17 protein-coding genes and 1 tRNA gene are annotated in these 17,723 nt (G+C 60.5%); 8 read left to right on the top strand and 10 right to left on the bottom strand.

What is annotated here, in order from left to right; translation table 11 throughout:
• Window positions 1-35: 35 nt before the first annotated feature.
• The 6 genes from araD to chvE form a co-directional block, all read right to left on the bottom strand.
• Window positions 36-1,775 carry an L-arabinonate dehydratase gene (araD, locus tag ACSQ3F_RS12160; protein WP_436100442.1) on the bottom strand — a complete coding sequence of 580 codons (1,740 nt, stop codon included), beginning with the start codon at window positions 1,773-1,775 and terminating at the stop codon, window positions 36-38.
• Between the two features lie 57 nt (window positions 1,776-1,832).
• The gene (locus tag ACSQ3F_RS12155) at window positions 1,833-3,266 is read right to left on the bottom strand and encodes an aldehyde dehydrogenase family protein (protein ID WP_436100441.1); all 1,434 of its coding nucleotides are present in this window, start codon (window positions 3,264-3,266) and stop codon (window positions 1,833-1,835) included.
• A gap of 67 nt (window positions 3,267-3,333) precedes the next feature.
• Window positions 3,334-4,326 (bottom strand): AraD1 family protein, encoded by a 993-nt coding sequence (araD1, locus tag ACSQ3F_RS12150; protein ID WP_436100440.1) that lies wholly within the window; start codon window positions 4,324-4,326, stop codon window positions 3,334-3,336.
• Window positions 4,327-4,555: 229 nt separating this feature from the next.
• A complete protein-coding gene (gene mmsB / locus ACSQ3F_RS12145) occupies window positions 4,556-5,764 on the bottom strand; it encodes a multiple monosaccharide ABC transporter permease (protein ID WP_436100439.1) in 1,209 nt (402 codons plus the stop codon).
• Window positions 5,764-7,299: a multiple monosaccharide ABC transporter ATP-binding protein gene (gene mmsA / locus ACSQ3F_RS12140; protein WP_436100438.1), complete on the bottom strand. Its 1,536-nt coding sequence runs from the start codon at window positions 7,297-7,299 to the stop codon at window positions 5,764-5,766. Before mmsA ends, mmsB begins: the two co-directional genes overlap by 1 nt.
• Before the next feature lie 120 nt (window positions 7,300-7,419).
• Window positions 7,420-8,487 (bottom strand): multiple monosaccharide ABC transporter substrate-binding protein, encoded by a 1,068-nt coding sequence (gene chvE / locus ACSQ3F_RS12135; protein ID WP_436100437.1) that lies wholly within the window; start codon window positions 8,485-8,487, stop codon window positions 7,420-7,422.
• A 295-nt stretch (window positions 8,488-8,782) separates the two neighbouring features.
• Between chvE and ACSQ3F_RS12130 the strand changes: the two genes are divergently transcribed.
• Both ACSQ3F_RS12130 and ACSQ3F_RS12125 read left to right on the top strand, forming a co-directional pair.
• Window positions 8,783-9,760 (top strand): LysR family transcriptional regulator, encoded by a 978-nt coding sequence (locus ACSQ3F_RS12130; RefSeq protein WP_436100436.1) that lies wholly within the window; start codon window positions 8,783-8,785, stop codon window positions 9,758-9,760.
• 54 nt (window positions 9,761-9,814) lie between these two features.
• Entirely contained in the window at window positions 9,815-10,282 is a 468-nt protein-coding gene (locus ACSQ3F_RS12125; protein WP_436100435.1) for a hypothetical protein, read from the top strand.
• 4 nt (window positions 10,283-10,286) lie between these two features.
• Here the strand turns inward: ACSQ3F_RS12125 and ACSQ3F_RS12120 are convergent, their stop codons facing one another.
• Both ACSQ3F_RS12120 and ACSQ3F_RS12115 read right to left on the bottom strand, forming a co-directional pair.
• Window positions 10,287-10,514, bottom strand: a complete 228-nt coding sequence (locus tag ACSQ3F_RS12120; RefSeq protein WP_436100434.1) for a hypothetical protein — start codon at window positions 10,512-10,514, stop codon at window positions 10,287-10,289.
• 96 nt (window positions 10,515-10,610) lie between these two features.
• Window positions 10,611-10,823 (bottom strand): hypothetical protein, encoded by a 213-nt coding sequence (locus ACSQ3F_RS12115; protein WP_436100433.1) that lies wholly within the window; start codon window positions 10,821-10,823, stop codon window positions 10,611-10,613.
• A gap of 74 nt (window positions 10,824-10,897) precedes the next feature.
• On the opposite strand from ACSQ3F_RS12115, the gene iolG reads away from it, so the two are divergent.
• Window positions 10,898-11,893 (top strand): inositol 2-dehydrogenase, encoded by a 996-nt coding sequence (iolG, locus tag ACSQ3F_RS12110; RefSeq protein ID WP_436100432.1) that lies wholly within the window; start codon window positions 10,898-10,900, stop codon window positions 11,891-11,893.
• A 91-nt stretch (window positions 11,894-11,984) separates the two neighbouring features.
• Here iolG and ACSQ3F_RS12105 read toward each other — a convergent pair whose 3' ends face one another.
• The gene (locus ACSQ3F_RS12105) at window positions 11,985-13,220 is read right to left on the bottom strand and encodes an ROK family transcriptional regulator (RefSeq protein WP_436100431.1); all 1,236 of its coding nucleotides are present in this window, start codon (window positions 13,218-13,220) and stop codon (window positions 11,985-11,987) included.
• A 230-nt stretch (window positions 13,221-13,450) separates the two neighbouring features.
• Here ACSQ3F_RS12105 and xylF point away from each other — a divergent pair, with 230 nt between their 5' ends.
• The 5 genes from xylF to ACSQ3F_RS12080 all read left to right on the top strand — a co-directional run bounded on the left by xylF (window position 13,451) and on the right by ACSQ3F_RS12080 (window position 17,276).
• Complete coding sequence (gene xylF / locus ACSQ3F_RS12100) at window positions 13,451-14,491, top strand: D-xylose ABC transporter substrate-binding protein (protein WP_436100430.1); 1,041 nt, start codon at window positions 13,451-13,453, stop codon at window positions 14,489-14,491.
• Between the two features lie 226 nt (window positions 14,492-14,717).
• Window positions 14,718-15,935, top strand: a complete 1,218-nt coding sequence (locus ACSQ3F_RS12095; RefSeq protein ID WP_436102129.1) for a sugar ABC transporter permease — start codon at window positions 14,718-14,720, stop codon at window positions 15,933-15,935.
• A 14-nt stretch (window positions 15,936-15,949) separates the two neighbouring features.
• Window positions 15,950-16,735, top strand: a complete 786-nt coding sequence (locus ACSQ3F_RS12090; protein ID WP_426238780.1) for an ATP-binding cassette domain-containing protein — start codon at window positions 15,950-15,952, stop codon at window positions 16,733-16,735.
• A 13-nt stretch (window positions 16,736-16,748) separates the two neighbouring features.
• The gene (locus ACSQ3F_RS12085; RefSeq protein WP_436100429.1) at window positions 16,749-17,126 is read left to right on the top strand and encodes a hypothetical protein; all 378 of its coding nucleotides are present in this window, start codon (window positions 16,749-16,751) and stop codon (window positions 17,124-17,126) included.
• A 73-nt stretch (window positions 17,127-17,199) separates the two neighbouring features.
• Window positions 17,200-17,276, top strand: a tRNA-Arg gene (locus ACSQ3F_RS12080).
• Between the two features lie 148 nt (window positions 17,277-17,424).
• Here ACSQ3F_RS12080 and ACSQ3F_RS12075 read toward each other — a convergent pair.
• The gene (locus ACSQ3F_RS12075) at window positions 17,425-17,718 is read right to left on the bottom strand and encodes a DUF4242 domain-containing protein (protein WP_436100428.1); all 294 of its coding nucleotides are present in this window, start codon (window positions 17,716-17,718) and stop codon (window positions 17,425-17,427) included.
• Window positions 17,719-17,723 lie beyond the last annotated feature (5 nt).

The following is a 17,723-nucleotide window of genomic DNA, read 5'->3' as shown; positions in this document are numbered from 1 at the left end:
CGCTCCGCCTCCGCTGGTTTCGAATGCCGTGCAGATCAGTGGCTGTCCTTGCCGACCGCGTTTCCGCGACATCCCTTGAGGAAGTCGAGGTCGGCGCCAGTATCAGCCCCTTCGACATGCTGCTGGTGCAGCCAGGCATAGCCGGAAGCCGGCAGATCATGGTTCGGCCGCCATTCGGCGAGCCGCCGCGCCAGTTCCTCCTCGGAAATGTCGAGATGCAGGCGGCGGTTCGGCACGTCCATCTCGATCATGTCGCCGTTCTTCACTACGGCGAGCGGTCCGCCGACCGCCGCCTCCGGCGAGGTGTGCAGCACGACGGTGCCATAGGCCGTGCCGGACATGCGGGCGTCGGAGATACGCACCATGTCGGTGATGCCCTTCTTGAGCACCTTGGGCGGCAGACCCATGTTGCCCACCTCGGCCATGCCCGGATAGCCCTTCGGCCCACAGTTCTTCATGACCATGATGCAGGTTTCGTCGATGTCGAGGTTGTCGTCGTTGATCTTGGCCTTGTAGTCGTCGATGTCCTCGAACACGACCGCCCTGCCCCGGTGCGCCATCAGATGCGGCGAGGCGGCCGACGGCTTCAGCACCGCGCCCTTCGGCGCGAGATTGCCGCGCAGCACGACGATGCCGCCCGAAGACGTCAGCGCCTTTTCGGCGGGCAGGATGACGTCCTCGTTCCAGTTGACGACGTCCTTGACCTCGTCCCACATGGTTTCGCCGGACACCGTGAGCGCATCCCTGTGCAGAAGGCCCGCCTCGCCGAGACGCTTCAACACCACCGGCAGGCCTCCGGCATAGAAGAACTCCTCCATCAGGTACTTGCCCGACGGCATCAGGTTGACGATGGTCGGGACGTCGCGGCCGCAGCGGTCCCAGTCGTCCAGCGAAAGATCGACGCCGACGCGGCCGGCGATAGCGAGCAGGTGGATGACGGCGTTGGTCGATCCGCCGATGGCCGCATTGGTGCGGATGGCGTTCTCGAAGGCCTCCTTCGTCATGACGTCGGAGGGCTTCAGGTCGTCCTTGACCATCTGCACGATACGCCGGCCGGTGAGTTGCGCCATTACCTTGCGGCGGGAATCGACCGCCGGGATCGCGGCGTTACCGGAAAGCGCCATGCCTAGCGCCTCGGCCATGGAAGCCATGGTGGAGGCGGTGCCCATCGTGTTGCAGGTGCCCGACGAACGGCTCATCGAGGCTTCCGCCTCAAGGAACTCGGCCTGCGTCATCTCGCCGGCTTTCACCATCTCGGAAAACTTCCACAGATGCGTGCCAGAGCCGACGCGCTCACCGCGGAAATAGCCGTTCAGCATCGGCCCGCCGGTGACGACGATCGACGGCAGGTCGACGGAGGCCGCTGCCATGAGCAGCGACGGCGTGGTCTTGTCGCAGCCGACCATTAGCACGCAGCCATCCATCGGCTGGCCGCGGATTGTCTCCTCGATCGCGAGCGCCGCCAGGTTGCGGTACATCATCGCGGTCGGGCGGAAGGTGCTTTCGGATGCCGAGAACACCGGCACCTCGACCGGGAAGCCGCCGGCCTCCCACACGCCCGCCTTCACCTTCTCGGCGAGCTCGCGAAGATGGCCGTTGCACGGCGTCAGATCCGACCAGGTGTTGAGTATGCCGATAATCGGACGCCCGTCGAACAGATCGTGCGGATACCCCTGGTTCTTCAGCCAGCCGCGGTGATAGATCACGTCACGGCTCGTACCGCCGTACCATTCCTGCGAGCGCAGCTTGCGCGGCCACTCAGCTTTCTTCTTCATTGTCTTCGTGTCCTTTGAAGTGCCGGACCGGCAACCGGCCGATCCGGCGAAAAATGCTTACGCCAGCGTGTAGGCCGTCTTGACGACGGTGAAGAACTCGCTCGCGTATTTGCCCTGCTCGCGCGAACCATAGGACGACCCCTTCCGGCCGCCGAACGGCACGTGGAAGTCGACGCCGGCGGTCGGCAGGTTTACCATCACCATGCCGGCTTCCGAATTGCGCTTGAAGTGCGTCGCGTGCTTGAGGCTGGTCGTTGCGATGCCCGCCGACAGGCCGAACGGCGTGTCGTTGGCGGTGGCGAGCGCTTCCTCGTAATCCTTCACCCTGATCACCGACACGACCGGGCCGAAGATTTCTTCGCGCGAAATGCGCATCTGGTTGGTCGCTTCGGTGAACAATGTCGGCTGCAGAAAGAAGCCGGGATTGTCACGGGAGATCGTCTCGCCGCCAAAAGCAAGCTTGGCGCCCTCTTGTCTGCCGATGTCGATGTAGTCGGTATCGGTGGCAAGCTGCCGCTCATCAACGACCGGACCGATATGGGTTCCTGCCTTCAAGGCATCGTCGACTACCAACGTCTTCAGCTTTTCGGTCAATGCCGCGACGAACTTGTCGTGAATGCCTTCAGTCACGATAAGCCGCGAAGAGGCCGTGCAGCGCTGGCCGGTCGAGAAGAAGCCGGAATTGGCGGCCGCCTCGACGGCGACGGTAAGATCAGCGTCGTCCAAAACCACCATCGGGTTCTTGCCGCCCATTTCCAGCTGGAACTTACGATTGTGCTCGATCGAGGAGGCGGCGACGCGCTTGCCCGTGCCGGTCGAGCCGGTGAAGGTAATGCCGGCCAGATCCGGGCTGTCGAGCATCGCCTGGCCGACGACCGAGCCCTTGCCCATGACGAGGTTCAACACGCCCTTCGGCAGGCCAGCGCGATTGAGAATGTCGGCGATCGCCCAGGAGCAGCCCGGCACCAGCTCGGCCGGCTTGAAGACGACGGTGTTGCCGTAGCAGAGCGCCGGCGCGATCTTCCAGGCTGGAATGGCGATCGGGAAGTTCCACGGCGTGATGATGCCGATGACGCCGATCGGCTCGCGGGTGATCTCGACACCGATGTTCGGACGTGCCGACGGCAGAACTTCGCCTGCAAGACGCAGGGCCTCGCCTGCGAAGAAATCGAAGATCTGCGCCGCGCGAATGGTCTCGCCGATCGCTTCCGGAAGCGTCTTGCCCTCTTCGCGGGCGAGAAGGTTTCCAAGCTCTTCCTTGCGGGCTAGAATTTCGTCCGCGGTCTTCTTCAGGATCGCGTGCCGCTCGAGGATGCCCGAACGGGACCAGGCCGGAAAGGCTGCCTTGGCCGCCGCGATTGCTGTCTTGGCATCGTCCGCGCTGGCGCTGGCATAGAGGCCGACGATTTCATTGGTGTTGGACGGGTTGATGTTCTCGACGCCGTTCGTGCCGACCCATTCGCCGGCAATCAGGTTATGATGGAGTGTCATGGGCTTAAAGCCTCCTTGGTTTGCGCGAGCGCCACTAACCGGCACCCGCAATCAAATGCGTGACGGATCAGAGCTGGCCGATCGTGACTTCATCCTCGCCGGCGACTGCCAGCGTGTTGCGCAGCGGCAGGCCGAATTCCGAAGCCTCGATTTCGAAAATATCGCCGGCTTCCGTCTTGATGCCGTCGCCGAAGGACAGCGTCGCCGTGCCGAACATGTGGACATGCACATCGCCCGGCGCGCGGAATATACCGTATTTGAAGTGGTGATATTCGAGATTGGCGAAGCTGTGGGACATGTTGGTCTCACCCGACAGGAATGGCTTTTCCCACAGGACCGCGCCGTTGCGGATGATGCGCGACGTGCCGCGAATATCGCTCGGCGCTTCGCCGACCCGGATTTCCGGACCGAAGCTCGCGGGACGCAGCTTGGAATGGGCGAGATAGAGATAGTTGACACGCTCGGTCACGTGATCGGAGAACTCGTTTGCAACGGCAAAGCCGATGCGGAACGGCGCCCCCTTGTCGGTGATGACGTAGATGCCGGCCATTTCAGGTTCCTCGCCGCCATCTTGCGCGAAGGACGGCGATACGAGATCGCCGCCGGGAGCCACCGTCTGCGAGCCGTTGCCCTTGTAGAACCATTCGGGCTGCACACCCTTTTCACCGGGCTTCGGCTTGCCGCCTTCGAGGCCCATCTTGAACATCTTCATCGTGTCGGTGGCGCCCTCTTCCACCTTCGAGACGGCAGCGTGCATGGCGTCGCGGGTCGCAGCCGAGCCGAGATGGGTCAGGCCCGTGCCGGTCAGGTGCAGATGCGCAGCGTCAGGATGGGTGATCGGCGGCAGGAACAGCCCCTTGGCGTAGACGTCCTGAAGATCGATCTCGTCGCCGAGGCCGTGCGCCTCGACGACGGCTTTCAAACTCTTGCCGGAATTGGCAGCTTCCATTGCCAGCGCATAAACGCTGGTTGCACCCTTCACCGCGCGGGCGCCCGCGCCCAATTCGCGAACGGCCACCGTGATCGAGCCGTCATCGTTCTTCACCTGGGAAATCAGCACAGCCTTGTCCTTTCTAGATCCGGGCTGTTTTTCAGCGTCAAGCGGCTGGCTTTCGGCAACAACAACCCTTTGGGAGACGCATGAGCGCTCCCATTCATGACGGCAGAGCCGCCGTTTTCGTCATGATACACGGGCCGGAGCGCTATCGCCTAACGTAAGCGCGAGAGGCGCTCCGGCACCAGATTTGCATCGACCGGCAAGCCGGCGCCGCTGGACGGACCAAAAACGGTCAGCCCTTGTTCTTGTTGTAGACGTCGAAGAACACGGCAGCGAGCAGCACGAGACCCTTGACCAACTGCTGGTAATCGATGCCGAGACCCATGATCGACATGCCGTTGTTCATGACGCCCATGATGAAGGCGCCGATGACCGCGCCCGTGATCTTGCCAACGCCGCCCGATGCCGATGCGCCGCCGATGAAGCAGGCGGCGATCACGTCAAGCTCGAAGCCCTGACCCGCTTTCGGCGTTGCGGAGTTCAGACGCGCAGCGATAATCATGCCGGCAAGGGCAGCCAGCACACCCATGTTGATGAAGGTATAGAAGGTCAGCCGCTCGGTGTTGATACCGGAGAGCTTCGCTGCCTTCTCATTGCCGCCCATCGCATAAATGCGGCGGCCAACTGTCGAGCGTGTGGTGACGAAGGTGTAGAGCGCAATCAGAAGTCCCATCACGACCAGAACGTTCGGAAAGCCCTTGTATGTGGAGAGCTGGAAACCGAGGAAGATAGCCACGATGCCGATGATCCCCATTTGGAGAACAAAGAAGGCGAAAGGCTCGTTTTCCGTACCATGAAGATCGTTAATCCGGCGATCCTTGATGCCATAATAGACCGCCAAAGCGACTAGCACCAGCACGGCAACCAGTGCGAAGAAATTGGTGATGAGGCCCGGCATCGGATTGAGGAAGGAAAGGAAATCCGGAATGAAGCCGGTCGACAGCAGCTGGAAATCCTTCGGGAAGGGGCCGATCGGCCTGTTCTGCAGCACCAGATAGGTGAGACCGCGGAAGACGAGCATGCCGGCGAGCGTAACGATGAAGGCCGGAATTTTCCGGTAGGCGACCCAATAGCCCTGGGCTGCCCCGACCAGTCCGCCGAGAACCAGACACAGCGGCACGACGATGGAGAAATGCAATCCCCACTTGACCAGCATGATCGCCGAAAGGCCGCCCGTAAAGGCAACAATCGAACCGACGGAGAGGTCGATATGGCCGGCGACGATGATCAGCAGCATGCCAAGAGCCATGATGACGATGAACGAATTCTGCAACACGAGGTTGGTCAGATTGACGGGCTTGAACAGCACGCCATTCGTCAAGAACTGGAAGAACAGCATGATGACCACGAGTGCTACGAGCAGGCCGTATTCGCGGATATTGTTCCTGAGATAGTCCCCGATGGAGGGCGTGGTTTTCGGAGCGCTGGTTTCGGCGACCATTAGTTTTTCTCCCCGGAGCGCATGATGGCGCGCATGATGGATTCCTGGCTTGCTTCGTTCCTCGAAAGCTCGGCGACGATGCGACCTTCGTTCATCACGTAGATGCGGTCGCAGGTTCCGAGAAGCTCGGGCATTTCCGATGAGATCATCAGGATGCCTTTGCCTTCTGCGGCAAGCTGATTGATGATGGTATAGATTTCGTACTTCGCCCCGACATCGATGCCGCGTGTCGGCTCGTCGAGGATCAGCACTTCCGGGCTGGTGAACAGCCATTTGGACAGAACGACCTTCTGCTGGTTGCCGCCCGACAGATTGACGGCCTCCTGATAGATCGAATGAGAGCGGATACGCAACTTCGACCGGTAATCGGTCGCGACCTTGCGTTCCTTGTGGTCATCGATCACGCCGTTGTTTGCCACCGCGTTGAGATTGGCAAGCGTCGTGTTGTGCATGATGTTGTTGTTCAGCACCAGTCCGAGCTGCTTGCGGTCTTCCGTCACATAGGCAAGACCTGCGTTGATGGCACGCGGAATGGTGCTCACATCGACCTGCTTGCCGTGCATGAAGACCTCGCCGGTGATCTTGTGACCCCAGGATTTGCCGAAGATGCTCATCACCGTTTCGGTCCGGCCGGCCCCCATCAGCCCCGCGATGCCGACGACTTCGCCGGCGCGGACGTTGAAATTGACATTGTGCAGGAACTGCCGGTCGCGATGTTGCTGGTGGAAGACGTTCCAGTTCTTCACCTCAAGCAGCGTCTCGCCGATCTTCGGCTCGCGCGGCGGATAGCGGTCTTCCATGTCGCGGCCGACCATGCCTTTGATGATCCGGTCCTCGCTGATGTCCTCGTTGTGACAGTCGAGCGTCTCGACCGTGCCGCCATCGCGTAGGATGGTGATCTTGTCGGCGACCTTCTTGATCTCGTTGAGCTTGTGCGAAATGATGATCGAGGTCATGCCCTGCTTGCGGAATTCCATGAGCAGTTTCAGCAGCGCGTCGGAATCAGTCTCGTTGAGCGAGGCCGTCGGCTCGTCGAGGATCAGCAGCCTGACCTTCTTGGAAAGGGCCTTGGCGATTTCCACCAACTGCTGCTTGCCGACGCCGATATCCGTGATCCGGGTCGTCGGCGGCTCCTTGAGCCCGACTTTGGACAGAAGTTCCTGCGTTCGCGAGAAGGTCTGCGGCCAATTGATGACGCCGTTGGCTGCGATCTCGTTGCCGAGATAGATGTTTTCGGCGATCGAGAGCAGCGGAACGAGCGCCAGTTCCTGATGGATGATGATGATGCCGAGATGCTCGCTGTCGGAAATCGTCGAGAAATTGCGAACTTCGCGGTCGTAGTGGATTTCCCCATCGTAGGTTCCGGCGGGATAGACACCGCTCAAAACCTTCATCAGCGTTGATTTCCCGGCGCCATTTTCGCCGACAAGCGCGTGAATTTCACCCTCGCGGACCTTGAGATTGACGTTGTCCAGGGCCTTTACGCCCGGAAACGTCTTGGTGATGCCCCGCATTTCGAGAATGATGTTGTCCATGTTCAGGTATTCCTGCGGCAGTCCGTGAATGATGAGGCCAGACAAACTGACAATACAAAGTCCCTCATCAAGATAAAAGGGCCCGCAAGTAATCGCGGGCCCCAAATGGAAGAGACGGGATCAGTTGTTGATCTGGTCTTCCGTGTAGTAACCGGCGCCGACCAGAATTTCCTTGACGTTCGACTTGTCGACGGCAACCGGCTTCAAGAGGTAGGACGGAACAACCTTGACGCCGTTGTCGTAGGTCTTGGTGTCGTTGATTTCCGGCTCCTTGCCGCCCATGATCGCGTCAACCATCGAGACGGTGACCTTGGCGAGTTCGCGCGTGTCCTTGAACACGCTCGAGTTCTGCTCGTCTGCGAGGATCGACTTGACCGACGGCAGCTCGGCGTCCTGACCGGTGACGACCGGCATCGGCATGTCGCCGGAACCGTAGCCAACACCCTTCAGAGCAGAGATGATGCCGATGGACAGACCATCGTAAGGCGACAGAACGCCGTCAACCTTGGCCTCGGTGTAGGTCGAGGAGAGCAGGTTTTCCATGCGGGCCTGTGCAACGGCACCGTCCCAACGCAGCGTACCAACCTGGTCCATGCCCATCTGGCCGGACTTGACCTCAATCTTCTTGGCATCGATCAGCGGCTGCAGAACCGACATTGCGCCATCATAGAAGAAGAAGGCGTTGTTGTCGTCCGGCGAACCGCCGAAGAGTTCGACGTTCTTCGCCGCGGTGGCGCCATCGAGCTTCAGGCCGTTGACCAGCGAGGTTGCCTGGAGCACGCCGACCTGGAAGTTGTCGAAGGTCGCGTAGTAGTCGACATTGCCCGAATCGCGGATCAGGCGGTCGTAAGCGATGACCTTGACGCCGGCGTCATGAGCCTTCTGCAGGATGTCGGACAGCGTGGTGCCGTCGATGGCGGCGATAACGAGAACCTTGGCACCCTTGGTGACCATGTTTTCGATCTGGGCCAGCTGGTTCGGGATGTCGTCGTCAGCAAACTGCAGGTCCGGGGTGTAACCGGATTCCTTGAACAGCTTTTCCATGGTCTCGCCGTCGGAAATCCAGCGGGTCGACGTCTTGGTCGGCATGGAAATGCCGACGGTGCCCTTGTCCTGGGCGATCGCCGGAACGACGAACGACGCGACGCTGAGCGCTGCGGCGGCGAGAAGCGAAGTAATCAATTTCATGTATCTCTCCCTGAGTGTTGATCCAGGCAAGCTGTCCGGCCGGCCTCGATGTGTGCAACGCTTCGCGTAGCCGAGAGACGAAAATCCCCGGCGGAGGTTTAAGGGGTGAAAGAAAGCCCTCCCAGGCCTTACACGCTCCCGAGCACGCTGGCGCACATGGCGGCAAACTGGAATCAAAGATCATAACTGTCAAATACAATATGGGTGTATACTTATAACAATTTTGATATAAACAGGCAGAACAGTGTGATTTTTCGCGAATGCCAAGGCATTTTTCTCGGAAGGCGGGTAAAATATGGACGATCCGGTATCACACTCATCCGTTCCAGTTGATTATTCAGATCGCGGAATTTTTCGCTCCGGCTTGAAGATGAGTCACCTGCAGCTGATTCTCGCCATCGAAGACCACGGTCAGATCAGCGCTGCCGCAGACGCGCTGAGCATATCCCAGCCCGCAGCGTCGCGCATGCTCGGAGAAATCGAGGCCATTCTCAAGGCACCGCTTTGCGCCCGCGTCGCCCGCGGCGTCGAACTGACGCAATATGGACGAGCATTGGCGCGGCGGGCCCGGACGATCTTCCTGGAGCTGCGGGAGACGGCGCGCGAGATCACCGAACTGAAGACCGGAAGCGGCGGCTCCGTGTCGCTCGGCTCCGTCACCGGCCCGGCGCTTAATCTCGCGGTTCCAGCCGTCCGCCAGGTTTCGACCGCCTATCCCGGCATCGAGATCAACATCCAGATCGAAAACAGCAATGTGCTCGTGCGTGAACTTCTTTCCGCCCGGCACGACTTCGTCATCGGCCGCATACCCGACGACATGGACCCGCGACAGTTCAACCTGATCGAGATCGGCGAGGAGGATGTCTGCCTGATCGTGCGCGACGGCCATCCGTTGCTCGACAAAGCCCTTGTCAGTTCCGCCGATCTGCCTGGTTATGACTGGGTTTTCCAACCACAGGGAACACTGCTGCGCCGCGCCGTCGAGGACAGCTTCCTGTCCGCGGGAACGCCCCTGCCCGCAACCATCATCAACACCTCGTCGATCATCCTGACCGTCTCGATCGTCCGGCACACCAATGCGATAGCCCCGGTCGCCCGCGACGTCGCCGATCTGATTGCCAGCAATGGAAGTCAGGCGGGCGAAATCCGCATTCTGCCCACCGATTTCAACATCAAGATCCGCCCCTACAGCCTGATCACCGCGCGCGGCCGCGCCTTGCCGCCGAGCGCCAAGCTTCTCTACGATCTGATCCTGAAACAGAGCACGGCGTGATCAGGCCCGCAAAACCTTGCCGTGCTTTGATATCCGCGGAAAAGGGAGAGGCGTATGTTCGGGATGTCAGTGTTCCAGTCGGTGCTGGAACGGTTGAAGGCTGAGGAAGACGAGGACGGTGCAACCCACGAAGAGCAGACGCCGTCTGCGAACATACGTGGCCTCAACGCCGGCTTTGTCGGCAACCTCGCGTCATCTGGCATGGCCGACGGGGATGCAGCGCAGCGCGCCTATTTCGACACGGCAAGCGAGGACATGCTCGCGCCGCCGAAACCGGCTCCCAAGCCCGTCATGCCGGATCATCTTTGCCGCATTCGCCTTGAGCAGATTGCCTCTGACCTTGGGTTGACAGACACGGAGACCCCAGCGGGTTTGGCAGACAAGCGCCGTCGCTTCGCCGCCGAAAACCACCCAGACCGCCATCACCCGGATTTCCGAAACAATGCAACCATCCGAATGAAGATCGCCAACATGCTGATCGACGAGGCGCAGCGGCGGTTATACCTGATGCAACGGAACTAAAGAATCAGACTGGATCGTCCGTCTTGGTCTCTTCGGCAGCGTCGGTCTTCGGCTTGAAGAAGATGATCAGCACGCAACCGGTATAGGCCGAGACCGCCAGGAAAATCATGCCCCAGGTGTTCTCGCCTTGCCAGAATTCGAACGCCGTCCACACTGCGCAGAAGCCCACGATCAAAAGCCGAACCCAGAGCGGCCGGTAGAACGCATGGTCCGGGTCGATGAACTTGATCATACGAAGCGTCCTTGAGGATCTGGCGAGCCTTTTGGCTCGCGACAATGATAACAGCTTTATGTCCAAAAGGACGGTTGCTGCAAGAGGAGCACCGGTTTAACCGCTTGACGGCAGCGCCGCAAATAGAATAAAAATTCTGAAAATAATAATCATTGCTTTTTCATTCCGATTTTCCAGCCTGCCGGAGCAAGCGGTATGCTCGGGTTCGGAAAGAGAGCGGCGGGAGAGAGACAACCGCGCCGGCCCCAACAAAGCGGGTTGCCGGCGCCTGAAAATCACGTCAAACGCCAGAGCGAAGCCAACTTCCACAACGCCTGTCCGGAGTGAGCGTCATCACTTCGTCCCTTCGCGGCGATCCGCCGCCCGTCAAAAAGAGATGTAACATGACTGTCAGATTTGGTCTTCTCGGCGCCGGCCGCATCGGCAAGGTTCACGCCAAGGCCGTCAGCGGCAACCCCGACGCAGTTCTTGTCGCCGTGGCAGACGCCTTCCCGGCCGCCGCCGAAGCGATCGCCAAGGCCTATGGTTGCGACGTCCGCACGATCGAAGCGATCGAAAAGGCTTCGGATATCGACGCAGTGGTGATCTGCACGCCGACGGACACCCATGCCGACCTGATCGAGCGCTTCGCCCGCGCCGGCAAGGCGATCTTCTGCGAAAAGCCGATCGATCTCGATGTCGGCCGCGTCCGCGAATGCATGAAGGTGGTCGAAGAGACCAAGGGCAAGCTGATGGTCGGTTTCAACCGCCGCTTCGATCCGCATTTCATGGCCGTTCGCAAGGCGATCGACGACGGCAAGATCGGCGATGTCGAAATGGTGACGATCATCTCGCGCGATCCGGGCGCCCCACCGGTCGACTATATCAAGCGCTCCGGCGGCATTTTCCGTGACATGACCATCCATGACTTCGACATGGCCCGTTTCCTGCTCGGTGAGGAACCGGTCGCCGTTACGGCGCATGCGGCCGTTCTCGTTGATCCGGAAATCGGCAAGGCAGGCGACTATGACAGCGTTTCCGTCATCCTCGAAACCGCGTCCGGCAAGCAGGTGATCATCTCGAATTCCCGCCGCGCCACGTATGGCTACGACCAACGTATCGAGGTGCATGGTTCAAAGGGCGTTGTTTCCGCCGAAAACCAGCGCGCCGTGTCGATCGAGATCGCCAATGGCGACGGCTATACCCGCCCGCCGCTGCACGATTTCTTCATGACACGCTACACCGAAGCCTATGCCAACGAGATCGCCGGCTTCGTTTCCGCGATCGAGAAAGGCACCGAGATCACCCCTTCGGGTGCCGACGGGCTGGCAGCCCTGGCGCTGGCCGATGCCGCCGTGAAATCCGTTGCCGAGAAGCGCCAGATCCGCGTCGACGCATAAGGAGCGTTAGGCCTGATCCATGAAGAAAGGCCGGGTTTTTGCCCGGCCTTTCGTTTTGATTGCAGTCTCCGCTAAAAGGCACCCAACCTTCTCACGTCGCGTCCCCTCCCCCCGGAAGCGGCCGAAAGGCCGCGATGTCGTGATCCATGTCGGTCAGCGCCCGGTCGAGGTGGCCGTCGAAGACCAGTCGCTGCTCATCGAAAATCACGGAAATTTCCGGCCGTCCCTGCAGGCGCACCTCGTGCGACTGCTCAAGGCCTTCGTCGATGCCCCTCTGCAGCAGATCGAAATAGCGCGTTCCCGGCCCGGTGATGAAGATCGGCATGCGATCATAGAAGCTGAGCAGCCGGGAAAGGCCGTTGCCGAGCGCGATGCCCGCCTGCCGGAAGGCATAACCCGCCATCCGGTTTCCCTGCCGCGCGCTCGTGGCGATCTTGTCCATTTCGGCAAGCGGCACGAACTTCGCCGGGATCGTATCGGGCGGCACTTCGAAGGCCGTGCGCAGGATTCCGTAAAAACCGGCAGACGCCTCGATGCAGCCAAACGAGCCACAGCGGCAGAGGCATCCATTGGCCGCATGCAGCATATGCCCGAAATTGGGCGCCGTCACCTCAAGCTCGCCAAACCGGTCCTTGCGGGCGATGCCAAGCCCTATGCTGTGACCCAGCGACAGAGCCGCAAGCGCGCGGAACGAGCCGCCCTCCGCCGTATCCGCCTTCATCCCCAGTGCCTGCGCGACCAGCAAAGTCTCGTTGTTCACGGTCACCTTGGCGCGCCATTCCGGCTGCAACAGGGAGGCAAAATCGATCTGCTCGCCGCCAAAGACCGGTGACCATAAAAGCCGCCTGCCATCGGCATCGACCGTTCCCTTGCTGCTGATCGAAACGGCGAGAACCCGTGACTTGTCCAGGCGCGACCGGCCGATCAACCGGTCGAGTGCCTCAAGAAACCCATCGGCGAAATGCTTCGTTCCCGCAACCTTGGGATTGCGCGCATCCTCGAAGCGATCGATCAGGCGCCCGGAATAGTCGACGAGGGAATATTGAACCACATCCGACGATATTCGCACGGCGATGAGGAACCCGCTGTCCCGGCGCTGCGCGAACAGCACGCGTGGACGACCGCGGCCGGAATGCGCCTGCTGCTCTGCCTTCTCGATGACCTCGGCCCGCTCGAGTTCGGCGGTGATCGCCGAAACGGTCGCCGAGGCTAGGCCCGTCTGCTCGGAAATGTCCGTATGGGACAGCGGCCCCATGCGCCGGAGCGCTGAAAGCACGAGTGCGCTGTTCTGCTGACGCACCAGTTCGGTGCTTGATTTTGTCAGCATTGCGCATTCCTGTTGGTACTATTGATTCTCACAAACACATGCTCCTCCCAAAGCATCTGTCCGGTGCAACAGCCTTTGTCAAAGCCTTGTTGACAGCCCCGAAAAACTCTGACATCTATTTTCTCGACTGTCGAGAAAAAACGCTTTCGGGTTGACGACAGGAATATTTGCTGGCCAGGGGCCGTGCGGGAGGTTCGCACGGGCGACCAGCGTCCATTTGGGAGGACTTCATGAAATCAGTTTTGAAACTGATGGCAGGCGTTGCCATCATCGCGTCCATGCATTCCGCAGCCATCGCCAAGGACCTGGTGGTCGGCGTTTCCTGGTCGAACTTCCAGGAAGAGCGCTGGAAAACCGACGAAGCAGCGATCAAGGCTGCCCTCGAAGCATCCGGCGACAAGTACATCTCCGCTGACGCACAGGCTTCCGCCGCAAAGCAGCTGACCGACATCGAATCCCTGATCGCACAGGGTGCCAACGCCATCATCGTTCTGGCCCAGGATAGCGAAGCCATCGGCCCGGCAATCGAAAAGGCAGCCGCCGAAGGCATCCCGGTCGTCGGTTACGACCGCCTGATCGAAAATCCGGCCGCCTACTACATCACCTTCGACAACAAGGAAGTCGGCCGCATGCAGGCTGCCGAAGTTTTCAAGGTGAAGCCGGAAGGCAACTACGTCTTCATCAAGGGCGCATCGACCGATCCGAACGCCGACTTCCTGTTCTCCGGACAGATGGAAGTGCTGAAGGAGGCGATGGACGCCGGCAAGGTCAAGAATGTCGGCGAAGCCTACACCGATGGCTGGAAGCCTGAAGCAGCCCAGAAGAACATGGAGCAGTTCCTGACTGCCAACGACAACAAGGTCGACGGCGTCGTTTCCTCCAACGACGGCATGGCCGGCGGTGTCGTTGCGGCCCTCGAAGCCCAGGGTCTCGCAGGCTCGGTGCCGGTTTCCGGCCAGGACGGTGACAAGGCGGCTCTGAACCGCGTCGCGCTCGGCACGCAGACCGTATCGGTCTGGAAGGACTCGCGCGAACTCGGCAAGAAGGCCGGCGAAATCGCCGTCGCGCTTGCCGGCGGTGCTGCCATGGATGCCGTCGAAGGCACGGTCAAGTTCTCCGGCGGCCCGAAGGGCATCGAGATGAACTCCTTCTTCATCGCGCCGCAGCCGATCACCAAGGACAATCTGAACGTCGTCATCGACGCCGGCTGGATTTCCAAGGAAGAAACCTGCCAGGGCGTCAAGGCCGGAACCGTTGCCGTCTGCAACTGATCCGATCCTGGACATGGGTAAATAAGGTCCCGTCAAGAGCGCCGCAACGAACACCGTTGCGGCGCTTCTCCGATGTCCGGAACCTTGAACGACAAGAAAAAGGGGGAGTATCCAGGAAATGGCAAACACCACCATTGCCGCGCCTTCCAGCAGCGTGCGCCAGCCACAAGGCACGGCCTTGCAGAGATTCCTGCAAGCGACGGAGATAGACACCCGGCTTCTCGGCATGATCGCGGCGCTGCTGATCATCTGGCTCGGCTTCCAGATTTCGACAGGCGGACTTTTCAGCGGGCTGTTCCTGACGCCGCGCAATCTCTGGAACCTCACGGTTCAGGCCGCCTCGGTCTCGGTCATGGCAACGGGCATGGTGCTGGTCATCGTCACCCGCAACATCGACCTGTCCGTCGGCTCGATCCTTGGCTTCGTCGGCATGATCATGGCGATCACCCAGGCCAAGATTCTGCCCCCCCTTATCGGTTTCGACCATCCCGCCACCTGGATCATTGCACTCACAGTCGGCATCGCACTCGGAACCGCCATCGGCGCATTCCAGGGCATGATCGTCGCCTTTCTCAATGTCCCCTCCTTCATCGTCACGCTTGGCGGGCTGCTGGTCTGGCGCGCGGGCGCCTTCCTGGTCATCAGCGGCGCGACTGTCGCGCCGATGGATACGACGTTCCGCCTGATGGGCGGCGGCGCGGAAGGTTCGATCGGCTCCACCGCAAGCTGGATCGTCGGCGTCATCGCATGCTTGTTCATCGTCGCGTCGATCATCAATTCGCGCAAGCAGCGCAAGCGGTTCGGTTTTCCGCTGCGCCCGATGTGGGCGGAATACTTTCTCTCGGTCGTCGGCTGCGTCATGGTGCTCTGCGCCGTCTGGGTGCTGAACAGCTATTACATGCCGATCAACCTCGCCAAGAAATATGCCGAAGCCCACAACATCCCCTGGCCGGAGGGTGGGCTGCAGATTCCGCTCGGCATCGCCATTCCGGTCTTGATGGCCGTGGGTATCGCGATTGCGATGAGCTTCCTCACCACCCGCACCCGCTTCGGCCGCTATGTCTTCGCGATCGGTGGCAATCCGGAAGCAGCCGAACTCGCCGGCATCAAGACCCGCTGGGTCACCGTGCGCATCTTCGCACTGATGGGCGCACTCTGCGCCATCGCCGCGGCGATCTCCACCGCCCGTCTCAACGCCGCCACCAACGCGCAGGGCACGCTCGATGAGCTCTATACGATCGCTGCGGCCGTCATCGGCGGCACCTCGCTCGCCGGCGGCATGGGAACGATCGCAGGTGCCGTTCTCGGCGCGATCGTCATGCAATCGCTGCAATCGGGCATGGTGCTTCTGCGTGTCGATACCCCGTTGCAAAGCATCGTCATCGGCATCGTGCTGGTCATGGCCGTCTGGCTGGATACCGTTTATCGCGGCCGAGCCAAGTAAGAGGAGTTCGAACAATGACGGAACAACGCACTCCCCTCGTGGAAATGAAGAACATTTCCATATCCTTCGGCGGCATTCACGCTGTCGATAACGCCTCGGTCGATCTTTACCCGGGCGAAGTCGTGGCTCTGCTTGGCCATAACGGCGCCGGCAAATCGACGCTGATCAAGATCCTGTCGGGCGCCTACAAGCGCGACGCCGGCGAAATCCTGATCAATGGCGAGCCGGTCCATATCAGCAATCCGCGCGACGCCAAGGGCTACGGCATCGAGACGATCTACCAGACGCTCGCCGTCGCCGACAATGTCGATGCCGCCGCCAACCTCTATCTCGGCCGCGAGCTCAGAACCCCCTGGGGCACGCTGGACGACGTCGCGATGGAAGCCAAGGCCCGCGAGGTGATGGGACGGCTCAACCCCAACTTCCGCCGCTTCAAGGAGCCGGTGAAGGCGCTGTCCGGCGGTCAGCGCCAGTCGGTTGCCATCGCCCGCGCCATCCTGTTCGACGCCCGCATCCTGATCATGGACGAGCCGACGGCAGCGCTCGGGCCACAGGAAACGGCGCAGGTCGGCGAACTGATCAAGCAGTTGAAGCGTGAAGGCATCGGCATCTTCCTGATCAGCCACGACATCCACGACGTCTTCGATCTCGCCGATCGCGTCTCGGTGATGAAGAACGGCCAGGTCGTCGGTCACGCGCGCACGGAAGATGTCACCAAGGACGAAGTGCTCGGCATGATCATCCTCGGCAAGGTCCCACCGAAAGCCATCCCCGGCCCGGGTGCCATGCAGACGGCGTGAACTTCGCCTTTTTTTGAAAATCGAATGCCGCGCTCCAAGGCGCGGCATTTTTCGTCAGCTCATTTCAAAGATTTGGCGTCTTCAGGCGCTCGGCCTGAATGTTGAAAATCCGATCCTCGAAGGATCGGGCAGTATCAAAGTTTTGACAACGACGCCGACAAGACCATTGTCGGCAACAATGGCGCCAACATCATCAATGGCCGTGTGCGCCGACACAATGCAGGGGCGTGGCGGCAATGATCTCGACATCACCGACAATGCCAGCGACGTTATCGTCGAAGCGGCGGGGCCGGTTCGGACAATGCCGACCGGGAACCGGAGGAAACACATTCCACCCCTCACCGATAACATGCGGCAAACTCGGGATTTTCCTTTCAAAGCTGCGCATTGACCATTGATGCGCAGCATTTCCTAGGCTATGAACCGCTCACAGCCTGCTTCGGCGGTCTCAAACCGCCGCGGATGCACCCGTAGCTCAGCTGGATAGAGTGTTGGATTCCGATTCCAAAGGTCACAGGTTCGAATCCTGTCGGGTGCGCCATTTCTTACCACTTCGGAATAACAGAACTGCGTACTCCGGTGGTGCGGCGGCCTGCGGCCGTCGGCGTATGGTGTCTGGCTGCCGAAATCACTCCTTCAATTTCGATGGCAAAGATTCAGGAGCCCGCAGATCGCGGACTCCTGAATTATCAAACCGATGACGTCGCGACGCCGTTGCCCGTTGAAGGGTCGATGACTGCCGCAACCTCCGTGACAATGTCCGCGGGGAACCCTCCGTCGCGGGCATGCTTGTAGATGGCGCCGGCACTTTCCGCTTCGTGGACGCAATAGATCTTGTCTCCGGCCACATAACTCGTGATCCACCTGTAGGGGACGCCCAGGCCGGCTACCACCTCATTAGACTTCGCCGAAATCTCCTTCAACTCGTCGGCGCTCAGGGTGTTGGCGCCCGGAATGTTCCTCTCAATGATGTACGTTGGCATCGTTT

Origin of the sequence: Pararhizobium sp. LjRoot238, assembly GCF_964252955.1 — a bacterium.
In the GTDB taxonomy this organism is placed as follows: Bacteria; Pseudomonadota; Alphaproteobacteria; order Rhizobiales; family Rhizobiaceae; genus Pararhizobium.
This window is presented reverse-complemented; position numbering and strand designations above follow the sequence as displayed.

Excerpts from the sequence above, each read along its gene's own strand:
- araD (WP_436100442.1), bottom strand. The coding sequence starts at position 1,775 with ATGAAGAAGAAAGCTGAGTGGCCGCGCAAGCTGCGCTCGCAGGAATGG.
- ACSQ3F_RS12155 (WP_436100441.1), bottom strand. The coding sequence starts at position 3,266 with ATGACACTCCATCATAACCTGATTGCCGGCGAATGGGTCGGCACGAAC.
- mmsB (WP_436100439.1), bottom strand. The coding sequence starts at position 5,764 with ATGGTCGCCGAAACCAGCGCTCCGAAAACCACGCCCTCCATCGGGGAC.
- mmsA (WP_436100438.1), bottom strand. The coding sequence starts at position 7,299 with ATGGACAACATCATTCTCGAAATGCGGGGCATCACCAAGACGTTTCCG.
- chvE (WP_436100437.1), bottom strand. The coding sequence starts at position 8,487 with ATGAAATTGATTACTTCGCTTCTCGCCGCCGCAGCGCTCAGCGTCGCG.
- ACSQ3F_RS12130 (WP_436100436.1), top strand. The coding sequence starts at position 8,783 with ATGGACGATCCGGTATCACACTCATCCGTTCCAGTTGATTATTCAGAT.
- ACSQ3F_RS12125 (WP_436100435.1), top strand. The coding sequence starts at position 9,815 with ATGTTCGGGATGTCAGTGTTCCAGTCGGTGCTGGAACGGTTGAAGGCT.
- ACSQ3F_RS12120 (WP_436100434.1), bottom strand. The coding sequence starts at position 10,514 with ATGATCAAGTTCATCGACCCGGACCATGCGTTCTACCGGCCGCTCTGG.
- iolG (WP_436100432.1), top strand. The coding sequence starts at position 10,898 with ATGACTGTCAGATTTGGTCTTCTCGGCGCCGGCCGCATCGGCAAGGTT.
- ACSQ3F_RS12105 (WP_436100431.1), bottom strand. The coding sequence starts at position 13,220 with ATGCTGACAAAATCAAGCACCGAACTGGTGCGTCAGCAGAACAGCGCA.
- xylF (WP_436100430.1), top strand. The coding sequence starts at position 13,451 with ATGAAATCAGTTTTGAAACTGATGGCAGGCGTTGCCATCATCGCGTCC.
- ACSQ3F_RS12095 (WP_436102129.1), top strand. The coding sequence starts at position 14,718 with ATGATCGCGGCGCTGCTGATCATCTGGCTCGGCTTCCAGATTTCGACA.
- ACSQ3F_RS12090 (WP_426238780.1), top strand. The coding sequence starts at position 15,950 with ATGACGGAACAACGCACTCCCCTCGTGGAAATGAAGAACATTTCCATA.
- ACSQ3F_RS12075 (WP_436100428.1), bottom strand. The coding sequence starts at position 17,718 with ATGCCAACGTACATCATTGAGAGGAACATTCCGGGCGCCAACACCCTG.